The 18,305-nt window shown below is 48.8% G+C and carries 11 protein-coding genes; 4 read left to right on the top strand and 7 right to left on the bottom strand.

From position 1 onward, the window contains the following. Complete coding sequence (locus AC3WT9_RS11300) at positions 1 to 1,641, top strand: response regulator transcription factor (protein ID WP_341094575.1); 1,641 nt, start codon at positions 1 to 3, stop codon at positions 1,639 to 1,641. Positions 1,642 to 1,730: 89 nt separating this feature from the next. Here AC3WT9_RS11300 and AC3WT9_RS11305 read toward each other — a convergent pair whose 3' ends face one another. After that, positions 1,731 to 8,378 carry a glycoside hydrolase family 3 N-terminal domain-containing protein gene (locus AC3WT9_RS11305; RefSeq protein WP_492407592.1) on the bottom strand — a complete coding sequence of 2,216 codons (6,648 nt, stop codon included), beginning with the start codon at positions 8,376 to 8,378 and terminating at the stop codon, positions 1,731 to 1,733. A 287-nt stretch (positions 8,379 to 8,665) separates the two neighbouring features. Here AC3WT9_RS11305 and AC3WT9_RS11310 point away from each other — a divergent pair, with 287 nt between their 5' ends. The 3 genes from AC3WT9_RS11310 (at position 8,666) to AC3WT9_RS11320 (ending at position 10,702) form a co-directional block, all read left to right on the top strand. Continuing rightward, entirely contained in the window at positions 8,666 to 9,916 is a 1,251-nt protein-coding gene (locus tag AC3WT9_RS11310; protein WP_076108999.1) for a methyl-accepting chemotaxis protein, read from the top strand. Positions 9,917 to 10,148: 232 nt separating this feature from the next. Next, the gene (locus tag AC3WT9_RS11315; protein WP_341094577.1) at positions 10,149 to 10,499 is read left to right on the top strand and encodes a hypothetical protein; all 351 of its coding nucleotides are present in this window, start codon (positions 10,149 to 10,151) and stop codon (positions 10,497 to 10,499) included. A gap of 8 nt (positions 10,500 to 10,507) precedes the next feature. Next, complete coding sequence (locus AC3WT9_RS11320; RefSeq protein ID WP_341094579.1) at positions 10,508 to 10,702, top strand: hypothetical protein; 195 nt, start codon at positions 10,508 to 10,510, stop codon at positions 10,700 to 10,702. Positions 10,703 to 10,895: 193 nt separating this feature from the next. On the opposite strand, the gene glpK is transcribed toward AC3WT9_RS11320, so the two are convergent. From glpK to resA, 6 genes are all read right to left on the bottom strand, one after another. Continuing rightward, the gene (gene glpK, locus AC3WT9_RS11325; RefSeq protein WP_341379148.1) at positions 10,896 to 12,389 is read right to left on the bottom strand and encodes a glycerol kinase GlpK; all 1,494 of its coding nucleotides are present in this window, start codon (positions 12,387 to 12,389) and stop codon (positions 10,896 to 10,898) included. 114 nt (positions 12,390 to 12,503) lie between these two features. Then, positions 12,504 to 13,943 (bottom strand): ATP-binding protein, encoded by a 1,440-nt coding sequence (locus AC3WT9_RS11330; protein WP_341094580.1) that lies wholly within the window; start codon positions 13,941 to 13,943, stop codon positions 12,504 to 12,506. Further along, positions 13,944 to 14,660, bottom strand: coding sequence for a response regulator transcription factor (locus AC3WT9_RS11335; protein ID WP_020427515.1), 717 nt, complete (start codon positions 14,658 to 14,660; stop codon positions 13,944 to 13,946). 75 nt (positions 14,661 to 14,735) lie between these two features. Further along, entirely contained in the window at positions 14,736 to 15,998 is a 1,263-nt protein-coding gene (gene ccsA / locus AC3WT9_RS11340) for a cytochrome c biogenesis protein CcsA (RefSeq protein WP_341094582.1), read from the bottom strand. Next, positions 15,995 to 17,683 carry a cytochrome c biogenesis protein ResB gene (gene resB, locus AC3WT9_RS11345; RefSeq protein WP_341379150.1) on the bottom strand — a complete coding sequence of 563 codons (1,689 nt, stop codon included), beginning with the start codon at positions 17,681 to 17,683 and terminating at the stop codon, positions 15,995 to 15,997. The genes ccsA and resB overlap by 4 nt, the downstream gene beginning before the upstream one ends. Next, complete coding sequence (gene resA, locus AC3WT9_RS11350; RefSeq protein WP_038594589.1) at positions 17,680 to 18,204, bottom strand: thiol-disulfide oxidoreductase ResA; 525 nt, start codon at positions 18,202 to 18,204, stop codon at positions 17,680 to 17,682. The genes resB and resA overlap by 4 nt, the downstream gene beginning before the upstream one ends. Positions 18,205 to 18,305 lie beyond the last annotated feature (101 nt).

Consider the following 18,305-nt stretch of genomic DNA (forward strand, 5'->3'; position numbering starts at 1 on the left):
ATGCTCAGGTTGCTGATTGCCGAAGATGAATTATCATTCCGGCAAGGAATTATTCAGATGATCGATTGGTCCTTTTACGATATTGAGATTGTGGGCGCAGCGGGGGATGGACGAGAAGCTATAACATTAATGAGAGAAAGGAAGCCGGATGTATTATTAACAGATATTCGCATGCCTTATATAAATGGACTGGAACTGATCCAGACTGCGCAGGAGGAGGGGCTGTCCTTCTATTCCATCCTGCTTACAGGGTACAGTGATTTTAATTACGCGAGGGATGCAGTCCGTTATGGGGCAAGCGAGTATTTGTTAAAGCCCTGCTTACCTGAAGATATTCTCCAAGCCATACTTACGGTGAAGGAAAAGATCGATAAGGAACAAAGGGAAGGCTCCACGCTGCAGCAGCTCAATCAGAATTGGACAAAAAATATTCCGCTGCTTAAAAATCAAATTTTAAATCAGTGGCTTGCGAATCCCCCGCTCCTTCTCGAAGACAGGCAGAAAATCATAGAAGAGATGGGAATCTCACTTAAGCCTTTAAAGATTCATATTGGATTGCTGCGGATTGACACCCCGGACCACCGGAATGACTCCAAACTATATAAACGGGATATGGCATTGATCCGATACGCAGCCAGTAATATTCTGACCGAGACATTGCTGCCTCTATTCCATGGGTTTATAGAACCGATTAGCTACGGAGAGGAAATATTATGGCTGGCCAACATCCCTGATCATGAGACCGGTACCTCTTTGAAGAAAAAGATGGAAGAACTCCAGAAGAATATGGAGACCTTCTTGAAAATTTCCATCAGTATAGCCATCTCTTCCGTAAAACCATCTCTGGATGAAGTACATAGCGCGTACACGGAAGCCTTGGAAGCCATGGCAGGCCGGTTTTACAAAGGAAAAGGCGGGGTATTTCTTTTTTCCGAATATAATCAGCGCGGTCTGGTTCAAACCTCCATCTTGGAGAATGAAGAACTACAGCAACTGGAGAAAGAAATAAAGCTCAACTTGGAAAATCATAATTATGAACAAGCATTAGATCATCTGGACCATTGGCTGAATTATATCCGCAACACCTCTCAATATGATAAAACGGAAGTCAATCTACGGGCCACGATCTTCATTCTAGAGCTGCAAAAATTCTCACAGGAACGTAATCATACCGCCTTCGAATGGAAGGATGATCTCATTAATTGGGTGGAGAAAGTTCCCTTGATCGAGACATTAGAAGAGCTGGCTACCATTATGCAAAAAATCATTCAAAGCATCGTTGAAATTGACTCCCGGCAGAAGCCTCTTCACCGGACGGTTCAAGCTGCACTTGATTGGATTATTCAGAAGTACAACACCAGTATCTCGCTGGAATCTGTCGCTAAGGAAACTTATGTATCCAATACCTACTTAAGCTCTTTATTCAAACAAGAACTAGGGATTAACTTTTTGGATTATTTGCATCAATTCCGTGTGGAAAAAGCGAAGGAACTATTGAAGCAAAACTACAAAATATATACAATTGCCAAGCAAGTGGGGTATCAGGAGGAGCGGCATTTTAGAACTACTTTCAAAAAATGGACGGGGCTGACCCCAACACAGTACCAGAAAATGATCGGTTACCTTGAACCTACAAACTGATAGTTTAAAAGGGTATTTAAAAACCAAAAAAAGGGCCAACCGGAACCTTCCGATTGGCCTTATCTTCATTCAACTACAACAGCACTTAGTTATTGCAAATTATACATCTTATAAATCATAACCGAAGCTTCAGCACGGGTTGCAGTCCCAAGCGGATTCACAAGGGTCCCGTTACCAGACACGATTCCATTCTTGACCAGCGTTGCTATGTCTTCAACCGCGAAGGGTCCGATCTTCTTATTATCATCAAACCCTGCCAAGTCCGCTGCAGATCCCTGTTCCAAATGAATCTGCGCAGCACTCAATGCCCGGTTGGCCAAAGCCATCATTTCTTGTCTCGTGATGTTTGCTTCCGGTTCGAAGACATTGCCGCCTTTTCCTTGGACAATCCCGAGCTTCTTAGTTATGCCAATAGCCTCTGCATAATAAGCCGTGGATTTGACATCGGCAAAGTTATCACCTGCTACTTCTGTAAGTCCAAGTGCTTTGACTAATAATACGATAAAGTCCGCTCTTTTAATCTTTGCATTAGGGGCAAATGTCGTATCTGATGTGCCCTGTATCACTCCCTTGGACGCCAGAACCTCGATTGCCTGCCTTGCCCACCCGTGCTTACTGATATCTGTAAAAGATTTATTAACATACGCTACAGCAAATGTGCCGAAATGTGTCGTGGTGAAACTAACCATTCCGGTTTTTTCATCGTAACGGCCGCTTGGAACCGATATTAGATTTCCTTGTCCATCGATATACCAGATAGTGATTTGCTCCTTATGGGCCAATTCCGTTGCCGAAGGCGTGTAAGGAATAGACACCGTTACCGGTGCTTTCGGATTATTCCATTCAATGACCTGATTACCGGCTCGTAAGGTCAGCCCGATGACGGGATGTTGCCCAATCTTTGCTTTCACCCCATCCTCAGTAATATCCGCTACTGCAATCGTTAATCCAATGTTGTCTACACCACTCGCAACAGTTCTGCTTAGCATGTTACTTGGCACGATTATCTTCCCAATGGCCGTAACAATTTCCAGCTTCGAGGTTAAAGTCCCCGTCGTCAGATTCTCAACAGGAAGAAGTATTTCGTATCCCTTTTGTCCTGCTAATTCCTCAACTTCTATAAAGACCGTTGGGACTCCTTTGACTGGTTTCGCAGCTTGTAGCGCTGCTTTCAAATCTGCACTTGCTATCGTTGTTGTTGCGCGTCCTGTGTTAGGATTTACTACAGGCTTCGGAGCTTTGATCATCGCCTTTTGCCCATTATCAACCGGGGTAGTCCCTGGGGTTGTTACGGGATTTGTTACTGGGTTCGTACTGGGATTCGGATTTGGATTATTAGTAATATTGAAAGTGAATTCACCGACAGCACTATGATTCAAGCTGTCTTTAATAGAAACTGCTTTGATCGTCGTATCAGAAGTAACCGTAAGCGGTCCCTGATATAAGAGGCTTGTCGTCGTCGGTACGGTACCATCGGTAGTATAATAAATAGTTGCTCCTTTGGTTCTACTTGTTAGATTCACATTGACCAGGCTGTTATAACTTCCCGCACCTGGACTTGCTTGCGGTGATGCCGCTGCTGCTGCATAGAAGGAGACATAACTGTCATCCATCCCCGCTTTTACGACAATAGCCCGAAGGACTTTCGCAGGTGACACTGAGACAGGACCCGTATATAATGTGCTGTTCTTTGTTGGAAGTGTACCGTCTGTTGTGTAGTAGATTTTCCCGTCAACGATATTCGTATTGAGCTTTACGATTTGCTCGTCATCCCTTTGACTATCTTCATACAAGACATGAGGTGCTGCAGCCATTTCAAAAACCGGCGCCGGAGCGGAATCCGTTGGCTCAAGCTGGAACCGGTCCAAGTTTACTCCGTCGCCATTAATGACAAGCCGAATGGTCTGCGTGCCAGCTGTTAAAGGAAGGATCGAAGCCGCTTCAGAATAGACAACCCAGCCACCAGTACTTGGCAAGCTTGTGGTACCGGTTGTTTGACCCTTCGTCTGCAGCGATACGGAAACTCCGCCTTGTGGAGTCGCATAATTATATTTAACTTTGTAGTTGCTGGACTTCGGTACTGTAACTAAGTAATCCATATAGGTGCCCGCAGCTGTATAACCTAGGTTTGTAATTGGATCTCCTACTTGGATCACGTTCTGACCAGCTTTTACGAAACTCTCCGCTTCCACTTTCAAGATGCCGTCCCCGTCCACGGAATGAGAGCTCACTTCTTCGACTATAATATGCTGCATTTCAAAGGTGCCCACACTGCCGAGAATTCTAATGATCTGCTCCCCTGCTTCCAAATCCGCCGAAGTACGTATGAGATTCCAAGTATTAGGTCCGGAAGGAATGTTAAATGTGGCGAGCGTTGTATGATCAGATTTCATCTGGAAAGCACTGCCTCCACCACTTGGAACTACAGCATTTAACGTAAATGCATATTTGCCGGCTCTCGGAACATTAATCTTAAAGTCTACCCAGTCCCCTGCTCCTATGTCTGTAAATTTCCATCCCTCCGTAAAATCCACTCCTGAGAACTGATAGTAAACATCCGCGCTGACGGTACCTGGTATAGGTGTAGCCGGTGTCTGCCTTGCAGTCCCTTTCAGCTTCATAAGCGCTGAAAGCGGCTTACCATCAGTAGAATCAGAATAGGCGGTAGCCGGTACATTTAGGGTCAGGTTCACATCATTATAATAAGGCGTTCCATCCCATGCGAGTTTTACTTTAACCTTATCCGGGTTGTAAGTAGCGTAGGTAACAGAGGTTACTGTCACACCCTTATCCGTTGCCTCACCAGATAATGAAATGTCATTTACATTTAAACTATTAAAGGTGCCTCCGCTAAGATTCAACGTTACTTCTTTGCCGTTTACATCATAATCCAAAACATCCGGAGTAAGACTTAGCACTTTCTCCTCCCCAGGTACCGTTTGAACGTCACGGTTCCAACGGTAAGTGGCTACTGACTTGGGTGCTAATGTTGCCGCAATTTGTGTTCCGTCACTCACCAGCTTAAACGTTTGTGTTGATGCCGTCTGGTTAATAACGACCGTAACGATCGTTTTCTTATCCGGACTCATGAAGGATACATTCGTTACACTATCCTTATTACCGTAATTGCTGTCGATTCGAGTGTAGCCTGGTTTCACGAACTTTGTGAAGTGGCCCACGAAGTAATACTCCGGCGTCAGCCAATAATTATCGGTGTTCGACGAATCCTGAATTAACATCGTCGGGTCCGGTGTTCCAACCCACTGGTGGGTGTTGATATCGCTATCCAGCATAAGGACCCATGAATTATAGCTTCTTGCCCAATTTCTGAAATACTGTGCAATCCGATCCGTACCTAATGTTCCCCATACTGCACGTTCCGTTAAGTAAACGTTCTTCTCGGGGTACATATCATGCAGCTGAGACATAAGCCCAAGATCGCCGCCGTAATCATGGAAAGCCGTTCCGTCAATCGCTGCGTAGTTCTCAGAATCAGCCAGCATTGGAGCCGGATAAGACATCGTGTCGCCCGGGTTGTGGTCGAATATCCATAACTTGACGTCCAGTCCTGCTGCTGTAAGCTTCTGCTTCAGCAGCTTGGCAAGCTCCGCTTCTTGTTGCCAAGGCATTTTCGTACTGGGATATTCGATTTCAAGAAGAGGCTCGTTCTGTAAGGTCATCGCTTCGATAACAATCCCTTGCTTCTTATACTCTTGAATGAATTTGACATAATAGTCCGCGAGTACAGGCAGGTATTCATCCTTGACCTGCCCTTTAACCATGCTGTCAGTGGTCTTCATCCAGCCTGGAGGACTCCATGGTGAAGCGAAAAATTTGAGTTCCGGATTGATCGCCACCATTTTCTGCAATGCCGGAATAATACCGAAGTCGATATCCTTCTGAATTGAGAAATGACTTAAGCTTGTGTCCGTTTCCCCCTTTGGCATATCATCATAGGAATAAAACTTCTGTGCTGTAAAGTCAGCCGAACCAATCGTCACGCGCATCATACTCATGCCAATGCCTTCAGTCTTGCTCACTAGCTTCTTCAGTAATTCGTCCTGTTTCGCTGGTGACATCTTGAGCAGATTGTAAACAGTCGATTCTTCCATCGATGTTCCAATCCCCATCATCGACTGATATTCTTTGTTAGGATCAATAGTAATCGTTGTAACTTTAGGGTCAATGGCCGTTCCAACCTCAGTCAAGTCGATATTAGCTTGCTGTTCAAGCTTCTTGTCACCATCCTGCCAACGAGGATCGTAATACCATCCCATATCCCCGGAATCCCGTTCAGTGGTTACCCAGTTCTCTACTGCGTTCGCCTGTATGACCGGTGCCGGGGTTACAATTCCCCCACTATCAATTTCTGGCGCTGCGGGTGAGAAGCCTTTGGAACCAAACCAGTTTAAGTTTAGTCCGCCCGCCTTAAGCACTAACTTAATTTTCTGAACACCTGCTGTAAGGGCAATGTCATGAACTGTAGTCGTCTTCCAGTTCTGCCAGGCTCCTGTGCGGTTTACGGATAACTCTCCGAGTTTCACACCTGACTCATTTAGAATGTTAAATCCGGTAGTATCACCTTCACCGGCATGGCGGAAATCTATATCAAACACTCCATCTGCTGGAACGTCGATCAGATATTCCATCCAGTCCCCTGCATCTGCATAGCTAATATTTTGGCCTCCACCCACATCAGCAGTGCCCTCTAACTGTATCCCTTGCTGTTGTATGAAGCTCTCCGCCTCTACTTTCGCGTAGAGAGCGTTGCCCGGCTTTTGCGGAAGAGCGGGTAAAACAGGTGTGGATTCGTTTTTAGTCAATCCATACCCATAATCAAACAGAATATATTGCTGTTCTAAATTCGAGGTGCCTGCCTTCAAAGCTGAGTATGCCTCTGTGTAGAAAGGCCAACGAATCGGTAATTTACCTGTGAATTCGTAATCACCGAAAAGGACATCAGCTACTCCCTGCCCCTCCGTTCCCGGCAGCCAAGCTTCAACCAGCCCTGCAATATCCTCCAATTGATCATTTATGATCAAAGGTCTTCCGGATACGAGGACAACAATCGTCGGAACCCCAGATTTGCGGATATTATTTAACGTAGCAATATCTTCCTTATCCAACTTGAGACTGTTCAGGCCATCACCGTTTGATTCGGCGTACGGCTTTTCACCGATAACAGCAATCGCGACATCGTTGCCTGCTGCGCCACGGCCATGTTTGTTGTAGGTTACCTTCTTTGATTCACCAGCTGTGTTCTTAATCCCCTGAAGGATCGTGGTTCCTTCCGTAATTTTCCCGGATAGACCCTGCCAGCTGATGGACCAGCCACCCGACTGTATGCCGATATCATCTGCACTTTTGCCTGCGACAAAAATCTTGTTCATATTCTTAAGCCGGGAAAGGATCGGCTGACCATTTACCTTATCGTTTTTCAGGAGAACGAGGGATTCACGTACTGCCTTCTGGGCAAGCGCACGGTGTGATTTAGAGCCGAAGGTAGTCACAAGACTCTGATCCGTCATCGGATGCTCAAATGCACCTGACTCAAACTTAACGCGCAAAATACGCGTTACTGCGTCATCTATACGGCTTTGACTAATTGATCCATCCTCTACAAGTGCCTTCAGGTGAGTGATGGTTACTTTCCAATCGGCTGGCATCATCAACATGTCAACGCCGGCATTCACAGCTACTTTAATCTGGTTCTTCAATCCACTGACTGCATTACCCTCCCAATCCTTGTTGATTTGCTGCACGGCATTATAGTCCGTAATAACAAAGCCCGTGAAGCCAAGCTGGCCCTCGCCTGTACCCTTCAGCGCATCGGTGAGAATACGTTTGTTCGCGTGCATCTTCAATCCTTGGATACTGTTATAGGAAGCCATTACCGTCCTTGCCCCAGCTTCTATAGCCTTTTTGTACATAGGCAGATTCAGGTCGAGCACTTCCTGCTCAGTCATCCCGGTGATATCGCCCTGATTCACTCCATTATCCGTTAACCCTTCTCCAAGAAAGTGTTTTGCGGAGGCGATCACCCGATCACTATTCTTCAACTCGCCAATGTTTTTTCCCTGCAGTCCCTTTATGTACGCAGAGGCCATTTCAGCTACAAGGGACTGGTTGTCACTGAAGCCTTCATACGTCCGGCCCCAATTTATATGTTGCGGATCAGCAATGGTAGGACCAAAGATCCAATTCGTTCCAGATGCTTTAGCCTCCTGTGCGGTTGCGATCCCAATTTGTTCGACAAGTTCTGTATTTCGTGTGGCTCCTAAACCTATATTATGTGGGAATAAGGTCGCACCCATGATATTGTTCTGACCATGTACCGCATCAACCCCATAGAGAAGCGGAATACCCAGTGGTGTTGATAAAGCACCTGCTTGATAGGAATCCACCAGTGCCTCCCACTTCTCACGAGTACTGTCTAATTGCTTCCCGTTCGGGAAAGAACCTCCGCCACTGAGAACCGAACCTAAGTGATACTTCTTGACATCTTCCGGTGTGACGGATGCACGCTCCGCCTGCACCATTTGCCCGATTTTCTCATCCAGAGACATCCGTCCCAGCAAGTCCGCCACTCGGGTATCCACAGGCAGTGAGGCTTTATAATAGGGAACCAGGGCTTCCGTAGTTGACGCTGCTGCATAGGAAGTTGCAGGTGCTGCTCCTGCAAGTGTTGACCACAAAAGGAGTAAAGCGGTGGCCGAGGAAATTGCGCGTTTCAACATTTCATATTGCCTCCTTCAAAAGTAGTGAGCATTGAAATTCGATTACAAATTCCCCTTTCTAACAGAACCTCCTTAGGCAATTGTTATATAACGATTGAAAGCGTAATCATATATAATCATAATTTCAGCATTCACAAAAATATAGGAGTCATTTTTTAGATAACCTGCAGCATTTTTTAGATTATTCCTATCTTAAATTTATGTCAGTTCTTACAATAGACCAAACCTCCTAAAATCGCCTATAATATTACAATACACAACACTTTTATTAGGGGGAAATAGTTATTATGGACTGGATGAACAAGCTTCCGTTAAAACAGAGAATAGTTGCCGGTTGTTATCTGATTGCCGCATTATTCGCAGTTCCTGTTCTGATTACTTTATTGATCATGGGCAAGATCCTGATCGGAATTATTCTTGTTGTGGTGCTTTCAGCGCTGACTTATCCTCTTTCACGATTTATTGAGAGAACGCTTACATCTTCGTTTGACGACATTTCCAATGTGACGCACACGATTGCCAAAGGAGATTTCACAAGCCGTGCGGACGAAAGCGGGGCCATGGGCGACATCAGCCGCTCGTTCAACACGATGATCGAGAAGCTGAAGAAGATTCTGACGGAAGCTTCGGGAATTACCCGCCAGGTAATGGACGCGAGCCGGGGTATTGAAGACAAGAACCAGAATCTCAAGATTGTCATGGCACAGGTTGCCTCTTCTTCCAACGAGCTGGCCCTGGGCGCCAATGAGATATCCGTGGATATTGCAGATATGACGGAATCCATCAAAGACATAGAAACCAAAGTTTCTAACTACACAAGCTCAACTAAAGAAATGAATAAACGTTCTATACATACGCTGGAGCTGGTCGAAAAAGGACGTGTGTCCGTTGACACTCAGGCAGAAGGCATGCGTAAAAATATTCAGGCTACGCAAAAGGTGGCCGATACGATTGATGCCCTTTCACAAAATGCCCGGGGAATTACCATGATTACGAAGACCATCACCGAAATTGCCGAGCAGACCAACCTGCTGTCGCTGAACGCATCCATTGAAGCCGCACGCGCAGGCGAGCATGGCCGGGGGTTCGCCGTGGTAGCCCAGGAGGTCCGCAAGCTTGCCGAGGAGTCCACCGCTTCTACTAAGGAAGTATTCGGGCTGGTACGCAGTATCGAAGCCGACATCAAGCAGGCAATCGACAATATTGCCATCAACGAAGAGGTCGTGCAGGTTCAGAACGAGATGATCACTGAGACCGCTCATATTTTCGCGCAAATTGTGCAAAGTGTTCAGTACATAACCGAGCAAATCGCCTCCTTCTCTGCTGAAAGTGATCTCATGCTGGAAAGTGCACTCAAAATCTCCAGCGCCATTGAGAATATTTCCGCGATTACCCAGCAGACGGCAGCCGGAACCGAAGAGGTATCTGCAGCCATGAATGAGCAAATCAATGCCCTGCAATCCGTAGCCGAAGAGACAGATAAAATGACGCAAGCTGTATTCCAGCTGCAAAAGACCATTCACATCTTCAAGTTCTAGATTAAGCGTATCCTGCTCAGAGACCTCTTTATGGATTATGGCTGATTATCAGCTGTATCCTGAAGAGGTTTTTTTTTGATATTTTGTGACAAATTAATACAAGTTTCGACTTTATTATTGCATATACATGAAATTCATGGTTATCTATATGAACAGATATACATGAGGACCGCAAAGGCAAGTTTAGCTGCCCCCTCATGTTCAGCAATCCACTAACGGGAGTGATGTACAGATGGGGAAATTTATTTTAAAGACAGATGTGGAACAGAAAGTCATCGAAATCGAATTGGAAGGCACCTTCTCTGAAGAGGACGGTCTCCGGTCTATCCAAACTTATCAGCAAACGATCAATCCTATTAACCCAGCCGACTATGAACTAAAAATTGATTGTATAAGGTTAAATGTAACCGCTCCAGATGTGGTGCCTCTGCTGGAAAGCTGCTTCGTGATGTTCAAGAGCGACGGATTTGTGAAGGTTAAGCTGACGCTGGAAAACAATCCGATCCTTAAAATGCAGCTGGCGCGGCTGGGCCGCAAGGCTGGTCTTGAGAATTTAGAGATCATTTCCGCGGTTGAAGTGTAGCAGCCGTTATGGGAGAATATGTAATTAACAAAATGACTGATTTCTCGGAAGAATCTATTGCGGCTGTGAAGTCGCTGGAGCTGCTCTGTAAAAATTCCGATGGGAGCAATCTGAGAGTTGGCGTTGAGAGTCTGGGACCGGAGAACGGTGATGCTGCTTTCCTCTGCCATGCCGGGGAACAGTTAACCGGTTTTCTGAGCTGATGCTGGTTGGACTGATAAGAGTTAATAAAGTTGACTCCCGGACAGCGGTTATCCACGATTTCTGCGTCCTTCCGGCTAAAGCCCGCCAGAACAAATACGGCGCTCAAGAAGAACCTACTCTTCTTGAGCGCCGCTTGCGTGATGGGGTGTTGGTAAAACTCGTTTCCAAATCGGTACATGAATACATTCCTGCTTACTGACGCCCCTCATGCTTCTCCCAGCCCATGGTACGCGCTACAGCATCCTTCCAGGCGCCATAGCGGCGTTCCCGTTCCTCCTGCTCCATCAGCGGCGAGAACACCTTCTCGGCCTTGTTGAAGCTCTCAAGCTCTTCTCTTGACCAAATCCCTGAGGTGAGTCCGGCCAGCAGCGCTGCCCCCAGAGCCGTCGTCTCCGCATAGGTGGTGCGGGTCACCTCACTGCCTAGAATATCTGATTGAAACTGCATCAGCAGATCATTGCGGACAGCGCCGCCATCCACGCGCAGTCCGGTCAGCGGCATCCCGGCGTCTTTTTCCATCGCCCCAATCACATCCCGGGACTGAAAAGCCAGCGACTCCAGCGTGGCCCGCACCAGGTGACCTGCCGTAGTCCCCCGGGTCAGTCCGAACACCGCGCCGCGGGCGTACATATCCCAATAAGGCGCCCCTAGGCCGGTGAAGGCCGGTACGACCACGACACCTTCGCTGTCCTCCACTTCCCTTGCTTTGTCCTCCGAGTCCGAGGGGCCGGTAATCAGCCCCAGTCCTTCCTCCAGCCACTGGACGGCTGCACCAGCCACAAAGACACTGCCTTCGAGCGCATAATACAATTCATCGCCCATGCCCCAGGCTACGGTGGTCAGCAGCCCATGAGTGGAGACGACTGCTTCTGTACCTGTATTCATCAGAATAAAGCAGCCTGTGCCGTATGTATTTTTGGCGCTGCCGGCATCCAGACAGGTATGGCCGAACAATGCGGCCTGCTGATCGCCAAGGACGGAGCGGATAGGAATTTCCGCACCGAACCACTGTGCCTGGGCTACGCCGAATTCTCCACCGGACATCCGCACCTCCGGGAGAATGGCGCGGGGGATGCGCAGAACTTTGATAAGCCGCTCATCCCATTTGCGCTCATGCAGATTAAACAGCATCGTACGTGAAGCATTGGTCACGTCCGTGGCGTGCACAGCGCCTCCGGTGAGCTTCCAGATCAGCCAGCTGTCAATGGTTCCGGCAAGCAGCTCTCCCCGCTCGGCACGTTCCCTTGAGCCCGGCACATGGTCCAGAATCCAGGCCAGCTTTGTTGCCGAGAAATAGGCATCGACGACAAGTCCAGTCTTCTCGGCAATTTCAGCGGCAAGACCTTGCCGCTTAATGTCCTCACACTGCTCCGCCGTGCGCCGGTCCTGCCAGACAATGGCCGGATAAATCGGCACACCTGTAACCCTGTCCCAAATGAGCGCAGTTTCCCGCTGATTGGTGATGCCGATGGCCAAAATCTCCGCAGCCGGGACCCGACTTCCGCTGATAGCATCTCTGGCTGCGGCAAGCTGGCTTTCCCAGATTTGCTCCGGGTCATGCTCAACCCAGCCTGGACGGGGGAAAGATTGTTTAATATCATACTGACCCTGGGAGAGCATGCCCGCTTCCAGATCAAACATAATCGCCCGTGAGCTGGTCGTGCCTTGGTCCAACGATAAAATCATGATAGATGCCTCCTTGATTTGCTGCAAGATGTTCCACGGTGAACAAGATTAAAGTGCTAGTTTCAACAAAAAGCACCTCTGCTGTCAGAGGCGCTGTCATGCTGAGTCAAGCGTTTACTGTTTTTCGACAGGAAGCCGCAGCGTAAAGGTTGTCCCCTCGCCAAGCTTGCTGTACGCGGTAATTTGCCCTTGATGCGACTCGACGATATTTTTAACGATCGCCAGTCCCAATCCCGTTCCCCCGGATTCCCCACGGACACGAGCTTTATCTGCCTTGTAGAAACGTTCGAAAATATAAGGAAGATCCTCCGGTGCAATGCCGACTCCTTCATCCCGGACTTCAATCCCCAGGTAACGCCGGCCTTCCAGAATCACCGTGCTGGTGACAATGGTAATGTGCTTGCCTGCGGGTGTATGGCGGAATGCATTATCCAGCAGATTTGTCAGGACCTGCTCCAGCTTATCTTCGTCAGCAGCCTTAAGGAGCGGTATATCGCCAGACTTGGTCAGCTCCAAATGAATCTCCCGTTCCTTGGCCCGTACGGAAAACTTTCGGTATATGCGTTCCAGCAGCTCATCCATATCCACCTGCGACTTGGCCATATCCGTATGTCCTGCCTCCATGCGGGCAAGATCCAGCAAATCCTTAACCAGCCGTCCCATACGCAGCGATTCATCATGGATAACCTGCACCAGCTCGCTGCTCTCCTCCGGCGAGGAGGCCATTCCATCCAGCAGCGCCTCGCTGTAGCCCTGCATCATCGAGAGTGGTGTGCGGATTTCATGCGATACGTTGGCCACAAAGTCCGTGCGCATTTTCTCCAGGCGCACCTCTTCAGTCACATCACGCAGAACCGCTACAGCGCCGCGGATATTCCCTTCCGAATAAAGCGGAGCCATATGAACCGACCAGACTCCCTGGCGGACATGCACATTAGAACGCTCGTCGCTTCCCTGTCTCAGCGTGCTGAAGAACAGCGGCCGTAGCGGCGGCGGCACATCGCCTGAAGCAACCGCATCAGGATCAAGCTCAGAATCGCTTTCCTGCTCGTGGTCTAAATCCTTCCAGGCTTGAAGCAGTTTTTGGCCGTGCGGGTTGGTCAATATAATCCGGCCTTCGATGTCAAACGTGATGACGGCATCGCTCATGCTGCGCAGAACACTCGACAGATGACCCTTCTCGTGGTTCAAACTGCGGATATTCTCCTCCAGCTCTTCAGCCATATGGTTGAATGAAGTGGCCAATTGACCAATTTCGTCGCTCGTCACAAGTGTCAGCCTTGTCCCGTATTCACCCTTGCGGATATTGTTGGCCGCTTCAATGACCTGCTGCATCGGCTGGGTAATCTTAGTAAATAAAAACAAGGCAAAAAATGTGGTCAACGAGAACCCGATCATACAGGCATACATGAACAAACGTTTAATCGCCCCGGAATTGGCGAAGTTGCTGTCGATATAAGGCAGCAGAGACAGCCCCACCGTAATGAGCACGACAGCAACCAGACAGATGATCGTGATCCACAGCTTGCCGACAAGACTTCTCCAGAAATTCACTTATTTAGGTACCTCGAGCTTGTAGCCTACGCCCCATACTGTGGTGATCATCGCTGCTGATTCCGGTGAAACTTTATTCAGTTTCTCGCGAAGCCGTTTGACATGGGTATCCACTGTACGTAAATCTCCGAAAAACTCGTAATTCCACACATCCTTAAGCAGCTCTTCGCGCGAGAATACCTTGTCCGGCGAGATAGCCAAATAATGCAGCAGCTCGTATTCCTTCGGGGTCAGGCTTACTTCCTGGCCGCCTGCAGTTACACGGTGTGCATCATGCTCAATAATAAGATGCGGGAAAACGATATTGTTGCTGGAATTGCTCTCTTTGGATAAAAAGGCCGTTGCCGAAGAACGGCGCATAATGGCCTTGACCCGATAGATCACTTCCCGCGGGCTGAACGGTTTAACCACATAGTCGTCTGCACCCATTTCAAAGCCCTGGACCCGGTTGATTTCCTCGCCCTTGGCGGTCAGCATCAGAACAGGAGTAGATTTGACCCCTCGGAGTCTCGTCAGCACTTCAATCCCATCGATGCCCGGCAGCATGACATCCAGCAAAATAAGGCCATAATCATTGGCCGTTGCTTTGCGCAGAGCAATTTCGCCGTCTTCCGCTTCGTCGATTTCGTAGCCTTCTTTTTCAAGGTACATCTTTAGCAGGCGGCGAATGCGCTCTTCATCATCCACCACCAGAATTCTATTCAAATGCTCTGCCATTTCACAACAACCCCTTCATCAAATACAGTAGAACGTTATCTTAAAACCAAGTGCTGCGATAGTAAACAAAGTTGCTCAGTCCGTCCCCGCATAAGAATGAAGCCCGGCGATGACCAGATTAACGCCCACCAAGGTGAACATTACGACCAGAAAGCCGAGTACGGCAAGCCACGCGGATTTGCGCCCTTGCCATCCGCGGGCCAGCCGCAAATGGAGATAGGCGCTGTAGAACAGCCAGGTGACGAGAGCCCACACTTCTTTGGGATCCCAGCCCCAGAATCTGCCCCAGGCTACTTGAGCCCAGATCATGGCAAATATCAGTGCACCCAGTGTAAAGATCGGGAATCCAATGGCTATAGCCCTGTACGTAATTTCGTCGAGGTCATTCTCATCGATTCCGTCCAGTACCGGGTGTATGGCCTTGCCTAACGGCTTGCGGGCAATGAGGCGCAGGAGTCCATAGATAAGCGTGCCGGAGATCAGCGACCAGATAACCGTGTTGAATTTCCGTCCCGCATTGACACCATTCATCCATGAAGGCGCTTCGAAGAGAGGCTCCTTCATGCCGAGAAACGACTGGAATTGCTCAATTTCGCTATGATACGGCGCCACAATCGGCGGCATTTTATAGCTCACTCTTTCTATTGTACTATCTTCCTGCCCGGGGCTGTCAATCGTAACGTTAGAACGAACGAAAACAGTTTCGTATCCGGCGCCGCGAAAAGCAAAGACGCTCCCAAGAAACCCTATTATAACAATGATCGAAAAGAGAGTAAATTCGACCAGCCGCTGCTGCTTGCGGTCGCTCCGCTCCGCGCTGTCGAAATTCACTGTGCGCAGCAGATACATCAGACCGGCTGCGAAGCCGACTGCGAAGAAAGATTCGCCCAAGGCGGCCAGGGTAACATGAATGTTCAGGTAGATGGATTTCAAAGAAGGTATCAGCGGCTGAACCTCCTGCGGAAATACTGCCGCATAAGCCATAACGATGATGGAAATCGGTACCGCAAAGACGCCGAGAATGATCTTGCGGTAGATGGCGAAGATTACTGTGAAGGCAACCATCACCATCATGGATAAAAAGGTCATGAACTCATACATATTGCTGACCGGAATATGACCCGATCCCATCCAGCGGGTGATGAAATAAGCCATGTGGCAAATGAGGCCCAAAGAGGAAACTATAAACGCGATTCTGCCCCAGCGCGCGGTATGCTCTTCCGGTTTTCTGCCAGACCACCTGCGCCCCATAATAGCGATTGTGAACAACATAAACGCACCGCTGTATAAGAAAAATGCGATGATAAAGACATCACTGCTGAAATCGAGCAAGCTCATGCCATGCCTCCTCCGTTGTCCAATGATTTTTCATCGACTGTCATGTCTATCTTCTTCAGAATAGAAACGATCTCACGGCGGAAGCCGAACCAATTCTTGTTCGTATGGCCACCCAGTACAAGTTCTCCGTTCTCCAGCGTCAGCCAGATGCGTCTATGCTGCCAGTAGAAGCCGAGCACGAGCCCAAGCATTACGATCCCGGCACCAATCCAGACAAAGGGCATTGCACGGTCCACACGCACATTGAGGAAGGAGGTGGACTCTGCAAAATCAACATCGCTCATGCTCTTCACTTCAAGCTCCAGAAACCGGCTGCCGCCTCCCAGCTTATCGTTGATCGTCTGCTGCTGGAACTGATCCTTGTCAATCGCCTTCGGAAAATAGAAATATTGCTGCCCTTCCCCCGGCAGGTCCGGCCCCGTAATCAGAAAAAGGAATGCAGGCGCATTCGGATAAGGTGACTTGGATACCGGCTGCCCCTCCTCGTTCAGACCGAAATCCATATATTTCTCTTTCAGCTCCAGGGTGTAGGGACCGACCTGAAAGATGCGCTGAGAGTTCTTCATCTCCAGCTTGAACTTGCCGAATGCCTCACCCGTAGCTGAATTCACCAGCTCAGGCTGTACTGAGCGCAGTACAGGGGTCAGATCATAATCAAACTGATACGCTTTCAAACCTTTGTAGCTGAGCGGTGAATTCACACGAATATCATGGGAGATCACCTCCGCGAGCTGCGGCTCCTTCGAAGGATCGGCACAATCGGCGGTGCATTCATAAAGCTTGGCCTTTGTCTCATACAGCTTCGGCAGCACTTTCCTGCCGCGGAATTCCTCAGGCATCTCTGCTTCCGAGTAAAATTCCACTGTAAACTTCTCATTGAGTAAATAATAAGTGGTATCCGGAATCCTAGTCATTTCCCCTTGCGGAAAAGCGAGATGCTGATCCATATTCAGTCCCGGAAGTCCTCTCGCCAGTACGGCGAGCAAAAAAATAATCAGGCCGATATGTATGACATAGGGTCCCCAGCGGCTGAAACGGTGCTTCTCAGCCAGCAGAGCGCCCCCCTCTGTCCTTACACGGTAGCCTTTTTTCTTAAGCGGCTCTACAATTCCGGCCACCCAAGTCTCCGGATCTTCCTGTACACCAGTGACCAGAACAGCCTTTTGGCGGGTCAGAAACTGCCGGTGCTTGCGGATCTTCTGTCGGGTGAGCGCCTTGTACAGCGGAAGTACGCGGTCCAGGCTGCAGATCACCAGTGAAGCTCCGATCATTACCAGCAGGGTTACAAACCACCAGGATTCATAGGTGTGCGAAAGTCCAAGTCTATAATAGATATTCCCGGCTGTTCCGTACGTTTCTTTGTAATACGTTGAGGCATCAATGTTCAGAAAAGTACTCTCCTGCGGGAAAATCGTACCCAGCATGGAGCCCAGCAGCGTCAGCACAATCAGGTAAATCGCTATTTTGACAGAGGAAAAAAAGTTCCACACGCGGTCGATCACTCCGGGATTCACACGCTGTGAACGGCGGGCAACTCCATCGTAGCGCATTTCAAGATTCTCTCCCGAGGAACTTTCCTTCTCCTCCAGCGGTTTGCCGCAGGCTTCGCACAGAACGGTACCTACCGGATTCTGATGCCCGCATTCGCATTTGGTATTGCTGATCAGCGGCGTCCGATTCTTCATTCGTTCACCAGCTTTCCGATCTGGGACTCCAGTGAGTTCAGATCCAGCTGGCCTATATGAATGCTGTCCACTTTGCCCTTCTTATCAATAAAGAAGGTGGTGGGCAATGGGGATACGCCATAGCTGCGGACGGCATCCCGTCCGGTGTCCATGACAATCGGGAAATCAATTTCGACAAGCTTAACAAAATTCTCCACTGTCATCTGATCCTCGCCGACGTTAACCCCCACGACCACTACACCTTGATCTTTCCATTTCTCCCACTGCGCCTGCAGAGCAGGCATTTCCTTCACACAAGGGCCGCACCATGAGCCCCAAAAATTAAGCACAACCGATTTGCCCTTGTACTCTTCGAGCGTATGGGTCAAACCGTCTAGTCCCAACAGTTCAAAGGACGGCGCCCTTCCGCCCTCCCGGGGTTTTCCGTCTCCTCCGAATACGGAGGAACCGATTGCATAACCTCCAAGCAAAAGTATCAAAAACAGAATTACGATTTGAATCGGCTTTCTCGCTTTGCCCACACGCGAAGCCCCCTTCTGTGACGCAACTCATACTTTGTTTGTTAGGTGTGAACATCCTATGAACATTATACCGAATATTGTCACAGTTTTAGGAGGGGGAA

The organism is Paenibacillus sp. EB106-06-01-XG199 (assembly GCF_058791575.1).

Excerpts from the sequence above, each read along its gene's own strand:
- AC3WT9_RS11300 (WP_341094575.1), top strand. The coding sequence starts at position 1 with ATGCTCAGGTTGCTGATTGCCGAAGATGAATTATCATTCCGGCAAGGA.
- AC3WT9_RS11305 (WP_492407592.1), bottom strand. The coding sequence starts at position 8,378 with ATGTTGAAACGCGCAATTTCCTCGGCCACCGCTTTACTCCTTTTGTGG.
- AC3WT9_RS11310 (WP_076108999.1), top strand. The coding sequence starts at position 8,666 with ATGGACTGGATGAACAAGCTTCCGTTAAAACAGAGAATAGTTGCCGGT.
- AC3WT9_RS11315 (WP_341094577.1), top strand. The coding sequence starts at position 10,149 with ATGGGGAAATTTATTTTAAAGACAGATGTGGAACAGAAAGTCATCGAA.
- AC3WT9_RS11320 (WP_341094579.1), top strand. The coding sequence starts at position 10,508 with ATGGGAGAATATGTAATTAACAAAATGACTGATTTCTCGGAAGAATCT.
- glpK (WP_341379148.1), bottom strand. The coding sequence starts at position 12,389 with ATGATTTTATCGTTGGACCAAGGCACGACCAGCTCACGGGCGATTATG.
- AC3WT9_RS11335 (WP_020427515.1), bottom strand. The coding sequence starts at position 14,660 with ATGGCAGAGCATTTGAATAGAATTCTGGTGGTGGATGATGAAGAGCGC.
- ccsA (WP_341094582.1), bottom strand. The coding sequence starts at position 15,998 with ATGAGCTTGCTCGATTTCAGCAGTGATGTCTTTATCATCGCATTTTTC.
- resB (WP_341379150.1), bottom strand. The coding sequence starts at position 17,683 with ATGAAGAATCGGACGCCGCTGATCAGCAATACCAAATGCGAATGCGGG.